At 63.0% G+C, this 17442-nt stretch carries 17 protein-coding genes; 8 read left to right on the top strand and 9 right to left on the bottom strand.

Annotated elements, in window-relative coordinates; all coding sequences use genetic code 11:
• Position 1: 1 nt before the first annotated feature.
• Both CKCBHOJB_RS08555 and CKCBHOJB_RS08550 read right to left on the bottom strand, forming a co-directional pair.
• Entirely contained in the window at positions 2-778 is a 777-nt protein-coding gene (locus CKCBHOJB_RS08555) for a YdcF family protein (RefSeq protein WP_281051546.1), read from the bottom strand.
• Between the two features lie 1062 nt (positions 779-1840).
• Complete coding sequence (locus tag CKCBHOJB_RS08550) at positions 1841-2233, bottom strand: transposase (protein ID WP_281051545.1); 393 nt, start codon at positions 2231-2233, stop codon at positions 1841-1843.
• 954 nt (positions 2234-3187) lie between these two features.
• On the opposite strand from CKCBHOJB_RS08550, the gene CKCBHOJB_RS08545 reads away from it, so the two are divergent.
• Positions 3188-3412: an AbrB/MazE/SpoVT family DNA-binding domain-containing protein gene (locus CKCBHOJB_RS08545; protein ID WP_281051544.1), complete on the top strand. Its 225-nt coding sequence runs from the start codon at positions 3188-3190 to the stop codon at positions 3410-3412.
• A complete protein-coding gene (locus CKCBHOJB_RS08540; protein WP_281051543.1) occupies positions 3409-3834 on the top strand; it encodes a putative toxin-antitoxin system toxin component, PIN family in 426 nt (141 codons plus the stop codon). The genes CKCBHOJB_RS08545 and CKCBHOJB_RS08540 overlap by 4 nt, the downstream gene beginning before the upstream one ends.
• A 750-nt stretch (positions 3835-4584) precedes the next feature.
• On the opposite strand, the gene CKCBHOJB_RS08535 is transcribed toward CKCBHOJB_RS08540, so the two are convergent.
• The 3 genes from CKCBHOJB_RS08535 to CKCBHOJB_RS08525 are packed head-to-tail and all read right to left on the bottom strand — an operon-like array spanning position 4585 to position 5508.
• Entirely contained in the window at positions 4585-4914 is a 330-nt protein-coding gene (locus CKCBHOJB_RS08535; RefSeq protein ID WP_281051542.1) for a glycosyltransferase, read from the bottom strand.
• A gap of 13 nt (positions 4915-4927) precedes the next feature.
• A complete protein-coding gene (locus CKCBHOJB_RS08530) occupies positions 4928-5245 on the bottom strand; it encodes a CcdB family protein (RefSeq protein ID WP_281051541.1) in 318 nt (105 codons plus the stop codon).
• Positions 5245-5508 carry a type II toxin-antitoxin system CcdA family antitoxin gene (locus CKCBHOJB_RS08525; RefSeq protein ID WP_281051540.1) on the bottom strand — a complete coding sequence of 88 codons (264 nt, stop codon included), beginning with the start codon at positions 5506-5508 and terminating at the stop codon, positions 5245-5247. The genes CKCBHOJB_RS08530 and CKCBHOJB_RS08525 overlap by 1 nt, the downstream gene beginning before the upstream one ends.
• Before the next feature lie 703 nt (positions 5509-6211).
• Here CKCBHOJB_RS08525 and CKCBHOJB_RS08520 point away from each other — a divergent pair.
• From CKCBHOJB_RS08520 to CKCBHOJB_RS08510, 3 genes are all read left to right on the top strand, one after another.
• The gene (locus tag CKCBHOJB_RS08520) at positions 6212-7609 is read left to right on the top strand and encodes a Fic family protein (RefSeq protein ID WP_281051539.1); all 1398 of its coding nucleotides are present in this window, start codon (positions 6212-6214) and stop codon (positions 7607-7609) included.
• 10 nt (positions 7610-7619) lie between these two features.
• Positions 7620-8096 (top strand): DUF4351 domain-containing protein, encoded by a 477-nt coding sequence (locus tag CKCBHOJB_RS08515; protein WP_281051538.1) that lies wholly within the window; start codon positions 7620-7622, stop codon positions 8094-8096.
• Positions 8097-8625: 529 nt separating this feature from the next.
• Positions 8626-9597 (top strand): Rpn family recombination-promoting nuclease/putative transposase, encoded by a 972-nt coding sequence (locus tag CKCBHOJB_RS08510; protein WP_281051537.1) that lies wholly within the window; start codon positions 8626-8628, stop codon positions 9595-9597.
• A 376-nt stretch (positions 9598-9973) separates the two neighbouring features.
• On the opposite strand, the gene CKCBHOJB_RS08505 is transcribed toward CKCBHOJB_RS08510, so the two are convergent.
• Positions 9974-10132 (bottom strand): hypothetical protein, encoded by a 159-nt coding sequence (locus CKCBHOJB_RS08505; protein WP_281051536.1) that lies wholly within the window; start codon positions 10130-10132, stop codon positions 9974-9976.
• Between the two features lie 136 nt (positions 10133-10268).
• Here CKCBHOJB_RS08505 and CKCBHOJB_RS08500 point away from each other — a divergent pair, with 136 nt between their 5' ends.
• The 3 genes from CKCBHOJB_RS08500 to CKCBHOJB_RS08490 all read left to right on the top strand — a co-directional run bounded on the left by CKCBHOJB_RS08500 (position 10269) and on the right by CKCBHOJB_RS08490 (position 12416).
• Entirely contained in the window at positions 10269-10553 is a 285-nt protein-coding gene (locus CKCBHOJB_RS08500) for a CopG family transcriptional regulator (protein WP_281051535.1), read from the top strand.
• 2 nt (positions 10554-10555) lie between these two features.
• Positions 10556-10864, top strand: coding sequence for a type II toxin-antitoxin system RelE/ParE family toxin (locus CKCBHOJB_RS08495; protein ID WP_281051534.1), 309 nt, complete (start codon positions 10556-10558; stop codon positions 10862-10864).
• Between the two features lie 532 nt (positions 10865-11396).
• Positions 11397-12416, top strand: a complete 1020-nt coding sequence (locus CKCBHOJB_RS08490) for an Rpn family recombination-promoting nuclease/putative transposase (RefSeq protein ID WP_281051533.1) — start codon at positions 11397-11399, stop codon at positions 12414-12416.
• 188 nt (positions 12417-12604) lie between these two features.
• Here the strand turns inward: CKCBHOJB_RS08490 and CKCBHOJB_RS08485 are convergent, their stop codons facing one another.
• The 3 genes from CKCBHOJB_RS08485 to CKCBHOJB_RS08475 all read right to left on the bottom strand — a co-directional run bounded on the left by CKCBHOJB_RS08485 (position 12605) and on the right by CKCBHOJB_RS08475 (position 17358).
• Complete coding sequence (locus tag CKCBHOJB_RS08485) at positions 12605-13675, bottom strand: glycosyltransferase family 4 protein (protein WP_281051532.1); 1071 nt, start codon at positions 13673-13675, stop codon at positions 12605-12607.
• A gap of 406 nt (positions 13676-14081) precedes the next feature.
• A complete protein-coding gene (locus CKCBHOJB_RS08480; RefSeq protein WP_281051531.1) occupies positions 14082-15872 on the bottom strand; it encodes a sulfatase-like hydrolase/transferase in 1791 nt (596 codons plus the stop codon).
• A 643-nt stretch (positions 15873-16515) separates the two neighbouring features.
• Entirely contained in the window at positions 16516-17358 is an 843-nt protein-coding gene (locus tag CKCBHOJB_RS08475; protein ID WP_281051530.1) for a trypsin-like peptidase domain-containing protein, read from the bottom strand.
• Positions 17359-17442 lie beyond the last annotated feature (84 nt).

Raw genomic sequence — 17442 nt, 5'->3', positions numbered from 1 at the left:
TCTAGCTGCCGGACGGTGCGAAGCGCCCCGCCAGCAGGCCCACGATCTCCTTCATCGCGCGTGCGCTGGCCTGCAGCGCGCCGGCATCCGGCACGATGCGCAGCACATCGAACGGCACGTCGATCACCTCGAAGTCCGTCGGGGCCGGGAGGATCCTCAGGCCTGCGCGCTCGAAGGCCTGGCGGGCGCGCGGCATGTGCAGGGCCGAGGTCACCAGCACCGCGCTATCGATGCCCTGCGCCAGCAGCAAGCGCGCGGTGTGGGCCGCGTTGGTGGCGGTGTCCTCACTCGCCGCCTCGATGAGCAGCGCCGCATCCGGCACCCCCAGATCGAGCAGAAAGGCCCGCATCGCCTCGGCCTCGCTGCCGTCACCGGTACGCACCGTACCGCCCGACAGCACCAGCGCGGGCGACTTGCCCGCCCGGTACAGGCGAGCGGCGTGCCACATGCGGTCGGCGGACGCCCCCAGGTCCGGGTGGGGCCGCAGGGGAAGCCGCGGCCCGCTCACGCCGCCCCCCAGCACCACGATCACCGGCGCCGTGGCCACCGCATCGATATCACGTGGCCCGGCCTTCGCCTCGATGGCGCCTCGCAGCGCATCGCTCACCAGCGGCGTCGACCACAACCACAGCCAGGCCAGCGCCACGACGCCCAGGCCCATGCCCAGCCTTCGCCACGCGGCACGGCCGGCGCAGGCCAGGAGCACGGCGCACAAGAGCCCCAAGGCCAGTGAGGTGCCGAGGGGCGAAATGAAGGCTGCCAAGAGTTTTCCGAACATCGAGATTTCCTGTTGCCGGCGCTCCCACCGGGGGCTGTTATCGCGGCTGCCGCCGCTCCTACAGAGTAGAGCTGCCTCCCCGGTGGGAGCGGCGGCAGCCGCGATCCTTGCCACATGCGGGAACACCAACAGCCGCGATCCCGACGAACTGTAGGAGCGGCGGCAGCCGCGATCCTTGCCACATGCGGGAACACCAACAGCCACGATCCCGACGAACTGTAGGAGCGGCGGCAGCCGCGATCCTTGCCACATGCGGGAACACCAACAGCCGCGATCCCGACGAACTGTAGGAGCGGCGGCAGCCGCGATCAGGGCGGTTCAGCAACCTCCTCGCAGCGACTGTGACCGAGACCTGCATTGCGCCGGTGTGAGCCCACCCGAGCACCGCATAAACCTTGATGAACCTTTCGTCGATCTCGACCGTTTCAAACGCTTCTGCCACCGCCTGCAGCACACCAGCGTCACCAAATCCCTTCAGCGGCTTTGCTTGCCCCTGCTTCTTTCCCGATCGTAATTATACCCATCCAGGTACATTACCAAACTGATCACCGCACCCTGCGGCGTACCCCCCGGTCGGCCTCCAACCCGAAGACCGCGAGCGCGGCCTGGAGGCCGACATGAACGACCACATCGCCAAACCGATCATGCCGGCGGCGCTGGCGAAAACGCTCAAGAGCGGGCTACCGCAACGGTCGACACCAGCAAGGCCCGCCTGAGCGACAGAATCCATACCTTGTCGAAACCCTCGCGCGAGCGCACGCCTGAACGCAGGCGACCGCCACCGCCCCAATCGCGCCTGCCGGCGCTCCTACACACAACAACGCGATCCGGGCCGAACCACCTCCGGGCCGAACCGTAGGAGCGGCGGCCGCCGCGATCAGCTCGGTCCAGCAACCACCGCCGCCAACGCAGCCCACCGCCCCAATCGCGCCTGCCGGCGCTCCTACATACACCAATCACCTCCGGGCCGACCTGTAGGAGCGGCGGCCGCCGCGATCAGGGGTTCAGCCGGCGGTCGGTATCGTCACGCGTGCGACATGACCCATCCCAACCGCAACCCCGCTACACCCACACCGCGTCCCAATGCGGATAATCGCCCACCCTCCGCACCAAACCCGCGCGCATCGGGTTGGCAACGATGTACCGCGCCAACGCCGCGAGGTCTTCCTCCCGTCGCACCGCATGATCATGAAACCCGCGCTGCCACCGCTGCACCCCGGTCACGCCCAGTCTCCGATTCACAGCAGCGGCAACGCTGGCCTTGAACTGCCCGACCAACCCCGACAACTCGCCCGCACGCAGCTCGACCAGCCAATGCAGGTGATCGGGCATCAGCACAAATGCAAGGGTCCTGCATCGTCCACTGTGGTCGCTGCAGCGCAGCTGCTGGACGGCGGCACGAGCCAGATCGAAGTCCGCGAATAGGCGGGCGCGACGGTGGGTTACCGTCGTCACGAGATAAATCCGTCCGCTCTCGGAAAATCTGCCGGCTCGCAGTGCGTGGCCATTTCTCTTCATGCGATTAGCATATATCGCGGCGACGCCCCTGAAAAGGGCGACGCTCGAATCAAGCGCCCAATCGCGCCTTCCGGCGCTCCTACACGACCCATCAAGCCCTGCCGCCCCCTGTAGGAGCGGCGCCAGCCGCGATCACAGCCGCTCCGCACGCAACGCCCGCCGGCCGGCCCCCCAACCGCCCCAATCGCGCCGTCCGGCGCTCCTACACGACCCACCCCGCCTCGCCGCCCCCTGTAGGAGCGGCGCCAGCCGCGATCACAGCCGCCCCGCACGCAACGCCCGTCGGCGGGCCCCCAAGCGCCCAATCGCGCCTTCCGGCGCTCCTACACGACCCATCAAGCCCTGCCGCCCCCTGTAGGAGCGGCGCCAGCCGCGATCACAGCCGCCCCGCACGCAACGCCCGCCGGCGGGGCCCCAAGCGCCCAATCGCGCCGTCCGGCGCTCCTACACGACCCACCCCGCCCCGCAGCCCCCTGTAGGAGCGGCGCCAGCCGCGATCACAGCCGCCCCGCACGCAACGCCCGCCGGCCGGCCCCCCAAGCGCCCAATCTCGCCGTCCGGCGCTCCTACACGACCCACCCCGCCCCGCAGCCCCCTGTAGGAGCGGCGCCAGCCGCGATCACAGCCGCCCCGCACGCAACGCCCGCCGGCCGGCCCCCCAAGCGCCCAATCGCGCCATCCGGCGCTCCTACACGACCCATCAAGCCCTGCCGCCCCCTGTAGGAGCGGCGCGCGAGGTCGATCACCGTGGGAGTCACTTCCACCCGCGGCGTGCCGGCGCGGCACCCGTGGGCGAGCGGCCCCACCACGTCTCATTTGCTTCACCCAGACACCCTGGCTCGGTGACGCGCTAGAATCAAACTCCTTACTTCATTACTTTCGGAGACTGCCATGCTGGCCAAGCGCACGAGCAAAAACCAGGTCACCTTGCCCAAGGCCATCGTCCAGAGCGCCGGGGAAGCGGATTACTACGACGTCACCGTTCAAGACGGCAAAATCGTGCTGACCCCGGTCCGTTTGCAGCAGGCGGATGCGGTACGCGCCAAACTGCAAGAGTTGGGCATCACGCAAGACGATGTGGACGACGCGGTCACGTGGGCGAGAAAAGGCGCATGAGCCTTCCGCACGTTGTCCTCGACACCAACTGCCTTGTCTCCGCCCTGATCTTTTCGCGGGGCAGGTTCGCCTGGCTGCGGCACGCCTGGCAGACCAGGCGCTTCATCGCCCTGGCCAGCCACGACACGGTCAGCGAACTGCTGCGGGTTCTTGCCTACCCCAAGTTCAAGCTCACGCGTGACGAGCGGGAAACGCTACTGGCCGACTTCCTGCCTTACGTCGAGACCGTCAAGATCGACCAGACACCCGAGGGCTTGCCCGACATCCGCGACGCGGACGACATCATTTTCCTGGTGCTCGCTGACGTTGGCCGTGCCGATGCGTTGGTGAGTGGCGACGGTGACATTCAGGCCGTTCGGGATCAGTTCCACATTCCAATCCTGACCGTTGCGGAATTTGCCGATTGGCTGCTTGCGCACTGACGACCACGCTCCAGCCGACCTGTAGGAGCGGCGCCAGCCGCGATCACAGCCGCCCCGCACGCAACGCCCCCCGGCGGGGCCCCCAAGCGCCCAATCGCGCCGTCCGGCGCTCCTACACGACCCATCAAGCCCTGCCGCCCCCTGTAGGAGCGGCGCCAGCCGCGATCACAGCCGCCCCGCACGCAACGCCCGCCGGCGGGGCCCCCAACCGCCCCAATCGCGCCGTCCGGCGCTCCTACACGACCCATCAAGCCCTGCCGCCCCCTGTAGGAGCGGCGCCAGCCGCGATCACAGCCGCCCCGCACGCAACGCCCGCCGGCGGGGCCCCCAACCGCCCCAATCGCGCCGTCCGGCGCTCCTACACGACCCATCAAGCCCTGCCGCCCCCTGTAGGAGCGGCGCCAGCCGCGATCACAGCCGCCCCGCACGCAACGCCCGCCGGCGGGGCCCCCAACCGCCCCAATCGCGCCGTCCGGCGCTCCTACACGACCCATCAAGCCCTGCCGCCCCCTGTAGGAGCGGCGCCAGCCGCGATCACAGCCGCCCCGCACGCAACGCCCGCCGGCGGGGCCCCCAACCGCCCCAATCGCGCCGTCCGGCGCTCCTACACGACCCATCAAGCCCTGCCGCCCCCTGTAGGAGCGGCGCCAGCCGCGATCACAGCCGCCCCGCACGCAACGCCCGCCGGCGCGCGCCCCAACCGCCCCAACCGCCCCAATCGCGCCTTCCGGCGCTCCTACAACCCCCCCATCACCCCCGCACCACCGCCACCACCTGCGCCCCCGTCACCTGCACGCAATACCGCGCCTCCACCTTCTTCCTCCCCGCCTTCCCCAACCGCCCACCCAACCCCGCATCCCCCTTCAACCGCACCAGCGCCACCACCCACTCACCCGCGTCGCGCGCCAGAAACCCATTCGCCCCGTCCTCCACGATCTCGGCATTCACCCCCACCGGCGAGGCCACCACCGGCAGGCCGCAGGCCATGTACTGGATCAGCTTGAAGCCGCACTTCCCGCGCGCCCAGGGCTCGTCGGGAAGCGGCATGATGCCGACGTCGAAGCCGCGGATCTCATCCACCTCGGTGTCCTCGTCAGTAGCCTTGAAACAAGAAATCCAGAGCGGCCATGATCTGGTCTTGCTGCTGGGTTAACGAGGTCACGGGCGCCTTCAGTAACCGCTGGGGCACGGCGCCCATCTTCGGAGTTTCAAGCAAAAAGTCCTCACCTTCGATCGTGAAGATGGGCGTCAAGCGAGACGATAACTTCACTTTCGGAAATGTTTTAAGGCTGCGCAGCGGGACCACCATCCGGCTATCCAGGCCATCGAGCAAATCGCTTTGCACATCCAGCAAGTACGGTGTCGTGGCGGCGTGACTTCCCGGGTTGGCATAGACATCAAAGCGTGCCATCAGAAGCTTCTCCACTCGGCCAGTGGCAGTCCTTCGGCTTCAATGGTGGCGTTGTAGGCAGCAATGAAATCGGCGTGATCCTCTCGCCATTTGCGTTCCTGCTCACGGCGCACCACCTCGCGCAGATAGTTATCGCAGATCTGCGAAATGTTGATGTCCAGTTGCTTGGCGGCATCCAGCACATCGCTGCTCAGACTTAGATTGATGGCGCGTTTACCGGGAACGCCAGTGCGTGTACGGCGGACGGTCTGTGTGGCTGGCATAGCACCCTCAATGCGCATTTAAGTGTGCGCATATTTTAACCCGCATTGATTCCTGAGTCGATGGCCGAACGCAAGCTCTCCATCCGCCCCGCTGACAAAGACCTCTACCCCGTCCAGCCCGGCAGTACGGTGGCCAGCTGGATGCGGATGCGCTCGCACTCCATCACCGAATTCCCGCTGCCCATCGTCTGCATGGTCAACGGCCAGCCCCAGCGCAAGCGCCAGCCGCGCCTCGCCGCCCGCCGCTCGCCGACAGCGCCGGCGCTCCTACACGACCCACCCCGCCCTGTAGGCGCGGCGCCAGCCGCGATCACAGCCGCCCCGCACGCAACGGCCGTCGGTGCGCCCCCAAGCGCCCAATCCCGCCGTCCGGCGCTCCTACACGAACCACCCCGCCCTGTAGGAGCGGCGCCAGCCGCGATCACAGCCGCCCCGCACGCAACGGCCGTCGGTGCGCCCCCAAGCGCCCAATCGCGCCGTCCGGCGCTCCTACACGAACCACCCCGCCCTGTAGGAGCGGCGCCAGCTGCGATCACAGCCACCCCGCACGCAACGCCCGTCGGCGGACCCCCAAGCGCCCAATCGCGCCTTCCGGCGCTCCTACACGAACCATCTCTACCGCATGCAGGACCGTGGCGCAGTTTCAAGAACCGCGCCACTTTCCGGGTCAAATTTGGCGCCGTTTGATAAACGACGCCATAATATGCGCCACATGAACCTAGAACGGCGCCACAACGCGATGTCGTCTACAACAGACTTACTGAACAGCATCCGGGCATCCGAGAACGGATTGACGCTGGCCGGACTGCTGACCGCGCACCCTCACATTGCCAGGCGAACAGCACAACGCTTGATCGCGAGGCTGATTGAGAGCGGGCAAGTCGCTGCGACGGGTGAAGGTCGCGCCCGTCGCTATTTTCGTACAGATGCCCAACCTGGCAGCCGTGTCCTGGCCACCAGAGGGGATCGCTTCCCGTCTTTTATTCCCCTGTCTGCTGACAGCCAGGACATCCTTGCCTATATCGATCAACCGCCGGAGGCACGCAAGCCGGTAGGCTATCAGCGTGATTTTCTGGATGCTTACCGCCCCAATGAGACCTGGTATCTGTCGGAATCGCTGCGCCGCCAATTACACAAGATGGGCAGAACCACTGACGTCGACGAACCAGCGGGCACCTACAGCCGCGCCATTCTCAACCGACTGCTAATCGACTTGTCATGGGCATCAAGTCATCTGGAGGGCAACACCTACTCCCGGCTCGACACGCGTGAACTCATCGAGCATGGCAAAGCCGCACGAGGCAAGGCGGCCATCGAAACACAGATGATCCTGAACCATAAGACGGCGATCGAATTGCTGGTCGAAAACATCGACAGTGCGGAGTTCAACCGCTACACGCTGATGAACTTGCACAGCGCTTTGGCGGAAAACTTGCTGCCCAATCCAGCCGATGAGGGGCGAATTCGCCAGCACGCCGTCGATATCGGTAAAAGCGTTTATCGCCCGCTCTCAACACCACAACAAATCGAAGACGCGTTGGAAGCGCTTCTGGGTAAAGCTAACCAGATTGGAGACCCGTTTGAGCAATCCTTCTTCATGATGGTGCATCTGCCCTACCTGCAGCCCTTTGCCGACATCAACAAGCGCACATCACGATTGGCCGCGAACCTGCCGCTGTTTCGTGCGAATCTTTGTCCGCTGACTTTTCTGGATGTGCCGGAGCAGGCCTACAGCCGGGCTACCCTCGGCGTGTACGAAATGACCCGCGTGGAGCTGTTACGTGACCTTTACGTTTGGGCCTACGAGCGTTCTACGCAGGAATATCTGGCGATCAAGCAAGACTTGGCAGAGCCCGACCCCCTTCGCTTGGCGTGGCGTGACTTCATCAAGCAGACGATCCGCGAAGTCATCACGCATCCGGAACTTGAGCCGCTTTCCTGTATTCAGCGAGCCGTGGCAGAGCGTGTACCTGAGGGTGAACAAGCAAGCGTACAGGCACTGATTGTCGAAGAGCTCCGCAGGCTGCACGAGGGTGTGCTGGCACGCTACGGTTTGCGACCGTCCGAGTACACAGCCTGGAAAGCCGTTTACGGGCATTGACCAGCTGGAAGTGAACAGTCTGCTGTCGCAACGTATTGAAAAATGGGCGAAAGAATTCCAGGCCGAGGGTGAGCGGAAGGGCCGTCTGGAAGGCCGGCAGCAAGGCCGTCAGGAAGGCCGGCAGCAAGGCCGTCTGGAAGGCGAAGCCCGTGTGCTCGAACGCCAGCTCACGCGCCGTTTCGGCGATTTGCCCGCGTGGGTTCGCGAGCGCCTCGGCTCGGCCACTGAGGCTCAGCTCGAAACCTGGACCGAGGCCGTGCTCGATGCCGCGATTCTCAGCGCGATTTTCGGCGCGCGCTCAACCGCCCCAATCGCGCCTGCCGGCGCTCCTACAAAAAACCGACCAGGCCTGGTGCCCCCTGTAGGAGCGGCGCCAGCCGCGATCACAGCCGCCCCGCAAGCAACGCCCGTCGGCGTGCGCCCAACCGCCCAGATCGCGCCTGCCGGCGCTCCTACACAAACCATCCCGCCCCGCAGCCCCCTGTAGGAGCGGCGCCAGCCGCGATCACAGCCGCCTCGCAAGCAACGCCCGCCGGCGTGCGCCCAACCGCCCAGATCGCGCCTTCCGGCGCTCCTACACAAACCATCCCGCCCCGCAGCCCCCTGTAGGAGCGGCGCCAGCCGCGATCACAGCCGCCTCGCAAGCAACGCCCGCCGGCGTGCGCCCAACCGCCCAGATCGCGCCTGCCGGCGCTCCTACACAAACCATCCCGCCCCGTAGCCCCTGTAGGAGCGGCGCCAGCCGCGATCACAGCCGCCCCGCACGCAACGCCCGCCGGCGCGCGCCCAACCGCCCCAATCGCGCCTTCCGGCGCTCCTACACAAACCATCCCGCCCCGTAGCCCCCTGTAGGAGCGGCGCCAGCCGCGATCACGGCCGCCCCGCACGCAACGCCCGCCGGCGCGCGCCCAACCGCCCAGATCGCGCCTGCCGGCGCTCCTACGGCGCGGCTCAGGTAGGCGATAGGAATATTCATATAGAATGCAGAGCCCAGCCTCCCGCACCCCCCCGCCCACATGCCCGCCCATCACGACACCGGCTACAAGCTGCTCTTCTCCGACCCGCTGATGGTGCGCGATCTGTTGCTCGGGTTCGTCGATGACCCGTGGCTGGCGCGGCTGGATTTCTCCACCCTCGAGCTCGTCAACAGCCACTACGTCAGCGAAGACCTGCGCAACCGCGCCGATGACGTGGTGTGGCGCGTCCGCGCCGACGAGCGCTGGGTGTACCTGTACCTGCTGATCGAATTCCAGAGCAGCGTCGACCGCTTCATGGCGCTGCGCATGCTGGTCTATGTCGGCCTGCTGTACCAGGACCTCGTGCGCCGCAAGCAACTCGGCCCCGACGGCTTGCTGCCGCCGGTGCTGCCGATCGTGCTCTACAACGGCGAGCGTCGCTGGAAAGCCCCGGTCGAACTCGAAGCCCTGCTGCCCAAGGTCCCCGTCTTTCTTGCCCCGCTGCAGCCGAAGATGCGCTACCTGCTGATCGACGAAGGCGCGCAGTCGGCCGAGACCTTTGCCCGCCTGCCGCGCAACCTGGTCGCGGCGATCTTCCAGCTCGAGCAACCACAGACGCTCGAGGCGGTCCAAACCATCGTCACCGAGGTCGAGTCCGCCACGCGCAGTCCCGAATACGCCACCGCACGTCGGCTGATCGCCATCTGGCTACGTGCCGCCTTGCGGCGCAACCGCAAATCCCCCATCCTTCTCCCCGAGCTCGATGACCTGCAGGAACTGAACAGTATGCTGTCGCAACGTATTGAAAAATGGGCGAAAGAATTCCAGGCCGAGGGCAAGCGGAAAGGCCGTCTGGAAGGCGAAGCCCGTGTGCTCGAACGCCAGCTCACGCGCCGTTTCGGCGATTTGCCCGCCTGGGTTCGCGAGCGCCTCGGCTCGGCCACCGAAGCGCAGCTCGAAACCTGGACCGAGGCCGTCCTCGACGCCCCGAGTCTCAGCGCGATTTTCGGCGAGCCCCCCGCACCGCATTAATCCGCCCGGCAGCCCCGGGCGCGCCGGTTTCGTGTAGGAGCGGCGGCCGCCGCGATCACAGCCTTCCCGCACGCACCACCCCCCGGCGCCCCCAACCGCCCAATCGCGCCTTCCGGCGCTCCTACACAAACCACCCCGCCCCGCAGCCCCCTGTAGGAGCGGCGGCAGCCGCGATCACAGCCGCCCCGCACGCAACGCCCCCCGGCGCCCCCAACCGCCCCAATCGCGCCTGCCGGCGCTCCTACACAAACCATCCCGCCCCGCAGCCCCTGTAGGAGCGGCGGCAGCCGCGATCACAGCCTTCCCGCACGCACCACCCGCCGGCGTGCGCCCAACCGCCCAGATCGCGCCTTCCGGCGCTCCTACAAAACCCCCATCACCCCGCCGACATCGCCCCCCGCACCACCTCCACCACCTGCGCCGCCGTCACCTGCAGGCAGCCGCGGATCTCATCCACCTCGGTGTCCTCGCGCCAGGCCACCACCCCCACCGGCACGCCCGGCAGGTCCACCGGCCCCGAGCCCACGAGGCGCACCCACGGGTTGGGATGCGCGTCGTACTGGTGGAAGAGGGCGACGTCTCGCCGGCTCAGGCATGTACGAACTCACTGTTTGCGCAATGTAGCACCGAAGTGCTACATTGACTTTCGGTGCCACACTACGGAGGTTGCCATGCCCACGACCACCATTCGCCTGCCGGATGACCTGAAAGCCCGACTTGCAACTGCTGCAAAGCACGCCGGAATGACGGCTCATGGCTTCATTCTCCAAGCGATCGTCGAGAAGACCGAGCAAGCGGAACGTCGTGCTGATTTCGATGCGGTAGCGGAAGCTCGCTATGAACGCATTGTGGTCACCGGTAAGACCATCCCGTGGCAGGAAATGCGCGGCTATCTGGAAGCGCACATGGCCGGCAAGGCAGCGAAGCGCCCCGTTGCGCGCAAACTGGCACGCTGAAGGTGTCCTGCATCGAGTTGGCGCCGGAGGTTGCAGAGGATTTTGATCGTATCCTCGATCATCTGACCAACCACGAGGTAGAGGATCCTGGGCAGCGCATTGGCGAAATCATTGCTGCCTTGGAAATTCTGGTGCAGAACCCGTTGATCGGTCGTCTGGTGGCGAATGCCAAGCGCGAGCTGGTGATTGGCCGTCGTTCGCATGGGTATGTAGCCTTGTATCGCTATGTGCCCGAGATTGATACGGTGTTCGTGCTAGCGATACGAAGCCAGCGTGAGGCCGGGTACGCCGAGCGGGATTCTGCCGGGTAATACGCTTGCCACCGTAAGCCGGTCGGCGGCCTCGACGCTGTCCCCGGCGATGAACAGCCACCGCCGCCACGCCCCGCCCCACCTGCAGGCTATGGATCACGTCCCTGCCAGCCCGCCTATCCACGTTTTTCACCCTCGCCATCCGGTTCTCGCCCAATCGCGCCTTCCGGCGCTCCTACACAAACCATCCCGCCCCGCAGCCCCTGTAGGAGCGGCGCCAGCCGCGATCACAGCCGCCCAGCACGCAACGCCCGCCGGCGTGCGCCCCAACCGCCCAATCGCGCCTTCCGGCGCTCCTACACAAACCATCCCGCCCCGTAGCCCCCTGTAGGAGCGGCGCCAGCCGCGATCACGGCCGCCCAGCACGCAACGCCCGCCGGCGTGCGCCCCAACCGCCTATCCACGTCTTTCACCCTCGGCATTCGCCTCTCGCCCATTCGCGCCTGCCGGCGCTCCTACGGCGCGGCTCAGGTAGGCGATAGGAATATTCATATAGAATGCAGAGCCCAGCCTCCCGCACCCCCCCGCCCACATGCCCGCCCATCACGACACCGGCTACAAGCTGCTCTTCTCCGACCCGCTGATGGTGCGCGATCTGTTGCTCGGGTTCGTCGATGACCCGTGGCTGGCGCGGCTGGATTTCTCCACCCTCGAGCTCGTCAACAGCCACTACGTCAGCGAAGACCTGCGCAACCGCGCCGATGACGTGGTGTGGCGCGTCCGCGCCGACGAGCGCTGGGTGTACCTGTACCTGCTGATCGAATTCCAGAGCAGCGTCGACCGCTTCATGGCGCTGCGCATGCTGGTCTATGTCGGCCTGCTGTACCAGGACCTCGTGCGCCGCAAGCAACTCGGCCCCGACGGCTTGCTGCCGCCGGTGCTGCCGATCGTGCTCTACAACGGCGAGCGTCGCTGGAAAGCCCCGGTCGAACTCGAAGCCCTGCTGCCCAAGGTCCCCGTCTTTCTTGCCCCGCTGCAGCCGAAGATGCGCTACCTGCTGATCGACGAAGGCGCGCAGTCGGCCGAGACCTTTGCCCGCCTGCCGCGCAACCTGGTCGCGGCGATCTTCCAGCTCGAGCAACCACAGACGCTCGAGGCGGTCCAAACCATCGTCACCGAGGTCGAGTCCGCCACGCGCAGTCCCGAATACGCCACCGCACGTCGGCTGATCGCCATCTGGCTACGTGCCGCCTTGCGGCGCAACCGCAAATCCCCCATCCTTCTCCCCGAGCTCGATGACCTGCAGGAACTGAACAGTATGCTGTCGCAACGTATTGAAAAATGGGCGAAAGAATTCCAGGCCGAGGGCGAGCGGAAGGGCCGTCTGGAAGGCCGTCTGGAAGGCCGGCAGGAAGGCCGTCAGCAAGGCCGTCTGGAAGGCGAAGCCCGTGTGCTCGAACGCCAGCTCACGCGCCGTTTCGGCGATTTGCCCGCGTGGGTTCGCGAGCGCCTCGGCTCGGCCACCGAAGCGCAGCTCGAAACCTGGACCGAGGCCGTCCTCGACGCCCCGAGTCTCAGCGCGATTTTCGGCGAGCCCCCCGCACCGCATTAATCCGCCCGGCAGCCCCGGGCGCGCCGGTTTCGTGTAGGAGCGGCGGCCGCCGCGATCACAGCCTTCCCGCACGCACCACCCCCCGGCGCCCCCAACCGCCCCATTCGCGCCTTCCGGCGCTCCTACAAAAACCGACCACGCCTGGCGCCCCCTGTAGGAGCGGCGCCAGCCGCGATCCCGGCCGCCCCTCACCGCCCCCCCATCGCCCCCCGCACCACCTCCACCACCCGCCCCCCCGTCACCTGCAGACAATACCGCGCCTCCACCTTCCTCCTCCCCGCCTTCCCCAGCCGCCCACCCAACGCCGCATCCCCCTTCAACCGCGCCAGCGCCGCCACCCATTCACCCCCGTCGCGCGCCAGAAACCCATTCCCCCCGTCCGCCACGATCTCGGCATTCACCCCCACCGGCGACGCCACCACCGGCAGGCCGCAGGCCATGTACTGGATCAGCTTGAACCCGCACTTCCCGCGCGCCCAGGGCTCGTCGGGCAGCGGCATGATGCCGACGTCGAAGCCGCGGATCTCATCCACCTCCGTCTCCTCGCGCCAGGCCACCACCTCCACCGGCACGCCCGGCAAGTCCACCGGCCCCGAGCCCACCAGGCGCACCCGTGCGCGTCCGTCGCGGCACACCTGCGCCAGCGCCGGGGCGATGTCGCGCAGGTAGCGCGCGGTGCTGGGCGAACCGATCCAGCCGATGGTGAACACCCCCGATGCGTCCGCCGCGTCCTTCACCGGGTAGCGCGCCAGGTCGATCACCGTGGGAATCACCGCCACCCGCGGCGCGCCGGCGCGGCGGGCGTAGTCGGCCAGATAGGCGTTGCCCGCCACCACGGTATGCGCCAGCCGCATCACGGTGGCGATCTTGCGCCCGAGCAGGCGGCGCACCCACGGGTTGGGATGCGTGTCGTACTGGTGGAAGAGGGCGTCGTCGTAGTCCACCACCATCCGGCACCCGCGCCACGCCAGCCAGCGCTCGAGCACGGCGGGGAACCAGGGCAGCAGCTCGTACTCGATGACCACCACCGCCGCGCGCGGCACCGTCAGCACCGCCCACAGACGCCGGGCGAAGGCGCGCAGCACGTCGCCGATGCGGGCGCGGCCGTGGGCGTACTTGTGCGCGAGGTAGGCGGCGTCGAAGAGCGGCGAGACGGTAAAACGCAGGCCGGCGGCTTCGAGGGCGGGGAGGTACTGGAAGCTGCGGTAGCGGCTGCTGGCGCCGGCTCGGGTGTATTTGGGGAAGATTAGGAGGGGCAAAGCTCGGGGTTGATCGGCGTTTAGACTAAAGCCGATCTATTAGGTTAGGGTAAAGGAGTGGCTCGAAGCGGTTTCCACTGGAAACGGCATAGAGCCGCGCAAGGTCGGCGTCAGCTTCGGGCGGTTCTACCACCTACCGTCATGTTTGTTGAGAAGTCAATTTCCACTGGAAACGGCCTAGAGCCGGCCAGCGGGTCGCCCAGCGAGTCGATCTTATTGTGGTGATGCTCGTCAGCGAACGGGTCAGTCTTGATAGCGCTACGCGGTTTCATCGGTGCAGGCTGCAGGATTCAGGACGTCGTAATTTTGCCAAGGGCGGGCGAGGCGGAGGTTTTTCGAGGCGCTCCAAAGGCTTAGTCAAAGGCTGCGATTCAGGTGGCAAGCTTCATCGTGGTGCCTTGAGCTACTAATTAATCTTACTGCTTTGATGAAATAGCTGTCGTCCGAGAATTGAGTTGTAAATAAATCGAGGTATGGATTCCTCGAAAGGCGGTTTAGGCACTTGTCCAATAAATTGAATTTTATTCCCTGAAAGTGAAACTTCGTACGTGATTGAGTCATCTTTTAAGTGAACATTCAAAGTTTGCCGATCATTCGAAGATGAATACAAAACGAAGTTGGGCGGTTGAGGTTCATGAACAAGAAAATTGCCTGTCGGTTCGTTCCAGCACCACTCCAAGCCCATCGCAGTGAAGACGCTAGGTAGGACATCAAGCTGTGAGTAGTTCCCGTTCGATACGCGCCCAAATTTGTTCATCCCGATTAAAATTCCAGGAACTAATGAAAAGCTTTTTCTGCCGTATCTTGAGTATTCCTCTTTTGAGATTGGAGTCATGGCACGATGATCGCCGGTAATAAAGAGAGCGCCATTCTTGAAGAAGTTGCGGCTTTCCAGCCCCTGAACGAAGTGAGTAAGGGCACTGTCAGCGTATTCAAAAGCTTCTCGTTCGGTCGTTCTTCCTTGTCCAGGAACAATGAATGGTGGGTGAGTCGTGATGGTCTGGATGACTGAGAAATTTCTTGAGTAGTATGCTGAATTGCTGTCATACCAAGTGAGAAACCGGTTGAACAAATGGTAGTCACCAGGATCTCCACTTGCCCCACCGCGCCCGCGAGGCAGGCCATCATAGTATGAGTTCTCGGGACCCTCGATATAATTGAAACCGATTGCTTTAACCCACTCGCCAATCGAGTATGTTCTCAAATTTTCCGAGGTAAAATATTGTGTATTTATTTTCTCGGCGCGCAATCGAGATATCGGCCCTAGGAAATTCGCTTCGGTATTTGGCGAAATTTTTTCTATATCTACAATCCCGTGAATAGGCTGTCTTCCAGTGAGAAGGGCATACATCCCCGCAAATGTATTAGCTCCATTCGCGTGAAAGCTTTCTATTGTTAGGTTATTCTTAGAAAGTTGTGCAAGCCCCTGCATTAAAGGAGGGGCTTCAGGGTTATTTGGGAATACATGCGTATGAGACAAGGATTCAATAATTACTAAAATGAAGTGATCGATTCTTTCTTCTCTTGCCTCAAAACAGCGGGCTGGTGCCTTGGCGTCGAATGCCAGATTTGCATCGGTGTCGAATTTATTCATCCGATTAAGCAAGTGCCTGTAATTATTTGAGGCGATGTTACGGTAGTAGCCTTCATGTACAAAGTGAGGCTCTTCAAGTGTTAATGAAATAAGAAATAGTGGTGATGCAAGCACTATGGCAGTAGATGGTTCGGCTTTAGGGAGAATCCGCGCCCAGGTAGTGACTGTCGCTACGATCGCGACAAGCAAAGCGATTCCGGTGGGGGAGGAAAGAAAAGGAAATCCTATTTCTCGTATTCCATCAATATCCCTAATATAGAAAAATAGATCATCTAAATAGAGTCGTTGCTTAAGTGTCGCCGTTACGCCTATGTCAATAGCGTAAAAAATTAAGTATGTGGAGCCCGCAGCAAAAATGATCGTGGAAATAAACTTTTGTTTAATGAATTTTGAGGTTAATAAAAGAGAAAGTAGTAATCCAGTAAGAGGGAGGTCGGCTTTAATTACGCCAATGTCGAGGCAGTCATAGCATCCGGTATAAGTGCCAATTGACTCTCGAGTGACATGTATCCTAAGAAAAAGAAGTAAAAGTGTTAGTGTTAAGAATATTAGGCCGTACCAGTGGCTAATATTAATCTTAAGACTGAGTTTGGAGAGGTTCATCGCAATTCACTATTCTCGGTCGGCGCCCAATTCGGTGATCGTAGAAGGCGCCTCTACTCGCGCCACCCAATCATTGCTTTAGGCAAGAGGCAGGCATAGCAGCGGCGTTTTCTTTATGGGCAGGACCTGCGCGGCGCCGCGGAGTTATTTTTAACAAACAGTAAATACTATCGGTAACTTAATGGTGGCATTCATTTTTTACACTGCCAGACAAAAACGCTGCCTTTTGTGCACGAGCCGACCTTTGCGTCGAATACTGTTATTAGTTCCGTTTTTAATCTGCGGGTCCAGCCGTTAAATATTGTTTGTGGGACCCGGTCGCCGAAGTCTGGGAAATAAGAGTTTAGTTAAGTGTTGCTTAACGTACCCGCAGCTTTTAAGGTTGTTCTCTCGAAAAGGCTAGAGAAAGCTAACCTCTGCTGCTCTTGTTGTGAGGAATGGGGGTGAGGAGTGTCAAATAATGAGGCTAGTGCGGCAGAAGTTCCGCCTAAAACCACAAAATTTGCGCACAAATTTGACGTTCTGGAGAGGCTCTATGCCGTTTCCAGTGGAAACGGCTCAGAGCCTCGGGGCGTTGTCACCGATCACACGGTTTGTTGTTGAGTCTACGGCTGCGAAGCAGCCGTTGCGCTCCATGGCTTTGTTAGGGATTCTTGCTTCTTATCTTAACCAGATGCTCGATGGTTTCGACCACTGTAAGGGCCTTGTACACGATACCGAGATCAATCATCTCCTTCGACAGCGCAACCGCCCTCTGGTTGTTGGTCGGGATGGGAATGCTCACGATGTCATGGACATCGTTGCGGAAAAACACCGCCGCAACGACACCCACGAACAGCAATCTTGTGCCGACAGTCGTGTTTCCGCTCTTGGAGAAGTACATGCCCGGGTTGTACAGGAAGACCGGGCTGCCGCTGGAACCTGGGAAAACCGAGGCATCCATCAGAAACGTAGGTTGGCCCTCAAAGTCTAGGGCAAGCGGTGTGCCGGTAGTTCCAGTACGCATCACTGGCAATAAGTTCTTCTTGTCCCAGATGCCGTTGGGATAGCCGATGAAAACCAGCTCCTCGAAGGCATCCAGTTCCTCTAACTGCTGCGCGCTCGGAACAATGTCTGGCGAGACAGCCTTGTAGAACACCTGAACGCCCATCTGCTCGATATGGCTTTCCAGCGGAGCCAAGGGGATGACCGCAACATCAACGGCAAGATCCGGATGGCCCGTCCATGCATTGGAAAAATCCTCGATATCGAGCCGGAAGCCATGTCCAAGCTTTGGTTCTTGGCCTTCCCGGACCGTGAAGGTGATGCTGCCTTTTGGGAAGCCTTGAACGACATGCTTGTTCGTGACAATTACTGGGATGTGTTGGTCGCCGGCCTTATGCACATATACGAATCCGGTACCTGAGCCGGACTGGCCGTCGGCGGTCTTCGTATCGATTCGCACCGTCGTGTACAACAGATTTTCGGCTAGCGACTGAACTTTCATTCGACGACTCCAAAGTCTCTAACGTTAGACGTCACCAGACGGCAAAAAGCGCAGCTTTTTGATGGTCCGTTTAACGGATTTGTT

Source organism: Thauera sp. GDN1 (assembly GCF_029223545.1).
In the GTDB taxonomy this organism is placed as follows: Bacteria; Pseudomonadota; Gammaproteobacteria; order Burkholderiales; family Rhodocyclaceae; genus Thauera.
This window is presented reverse-complemented; position numbering and strand designations above follow the sequence as displayed.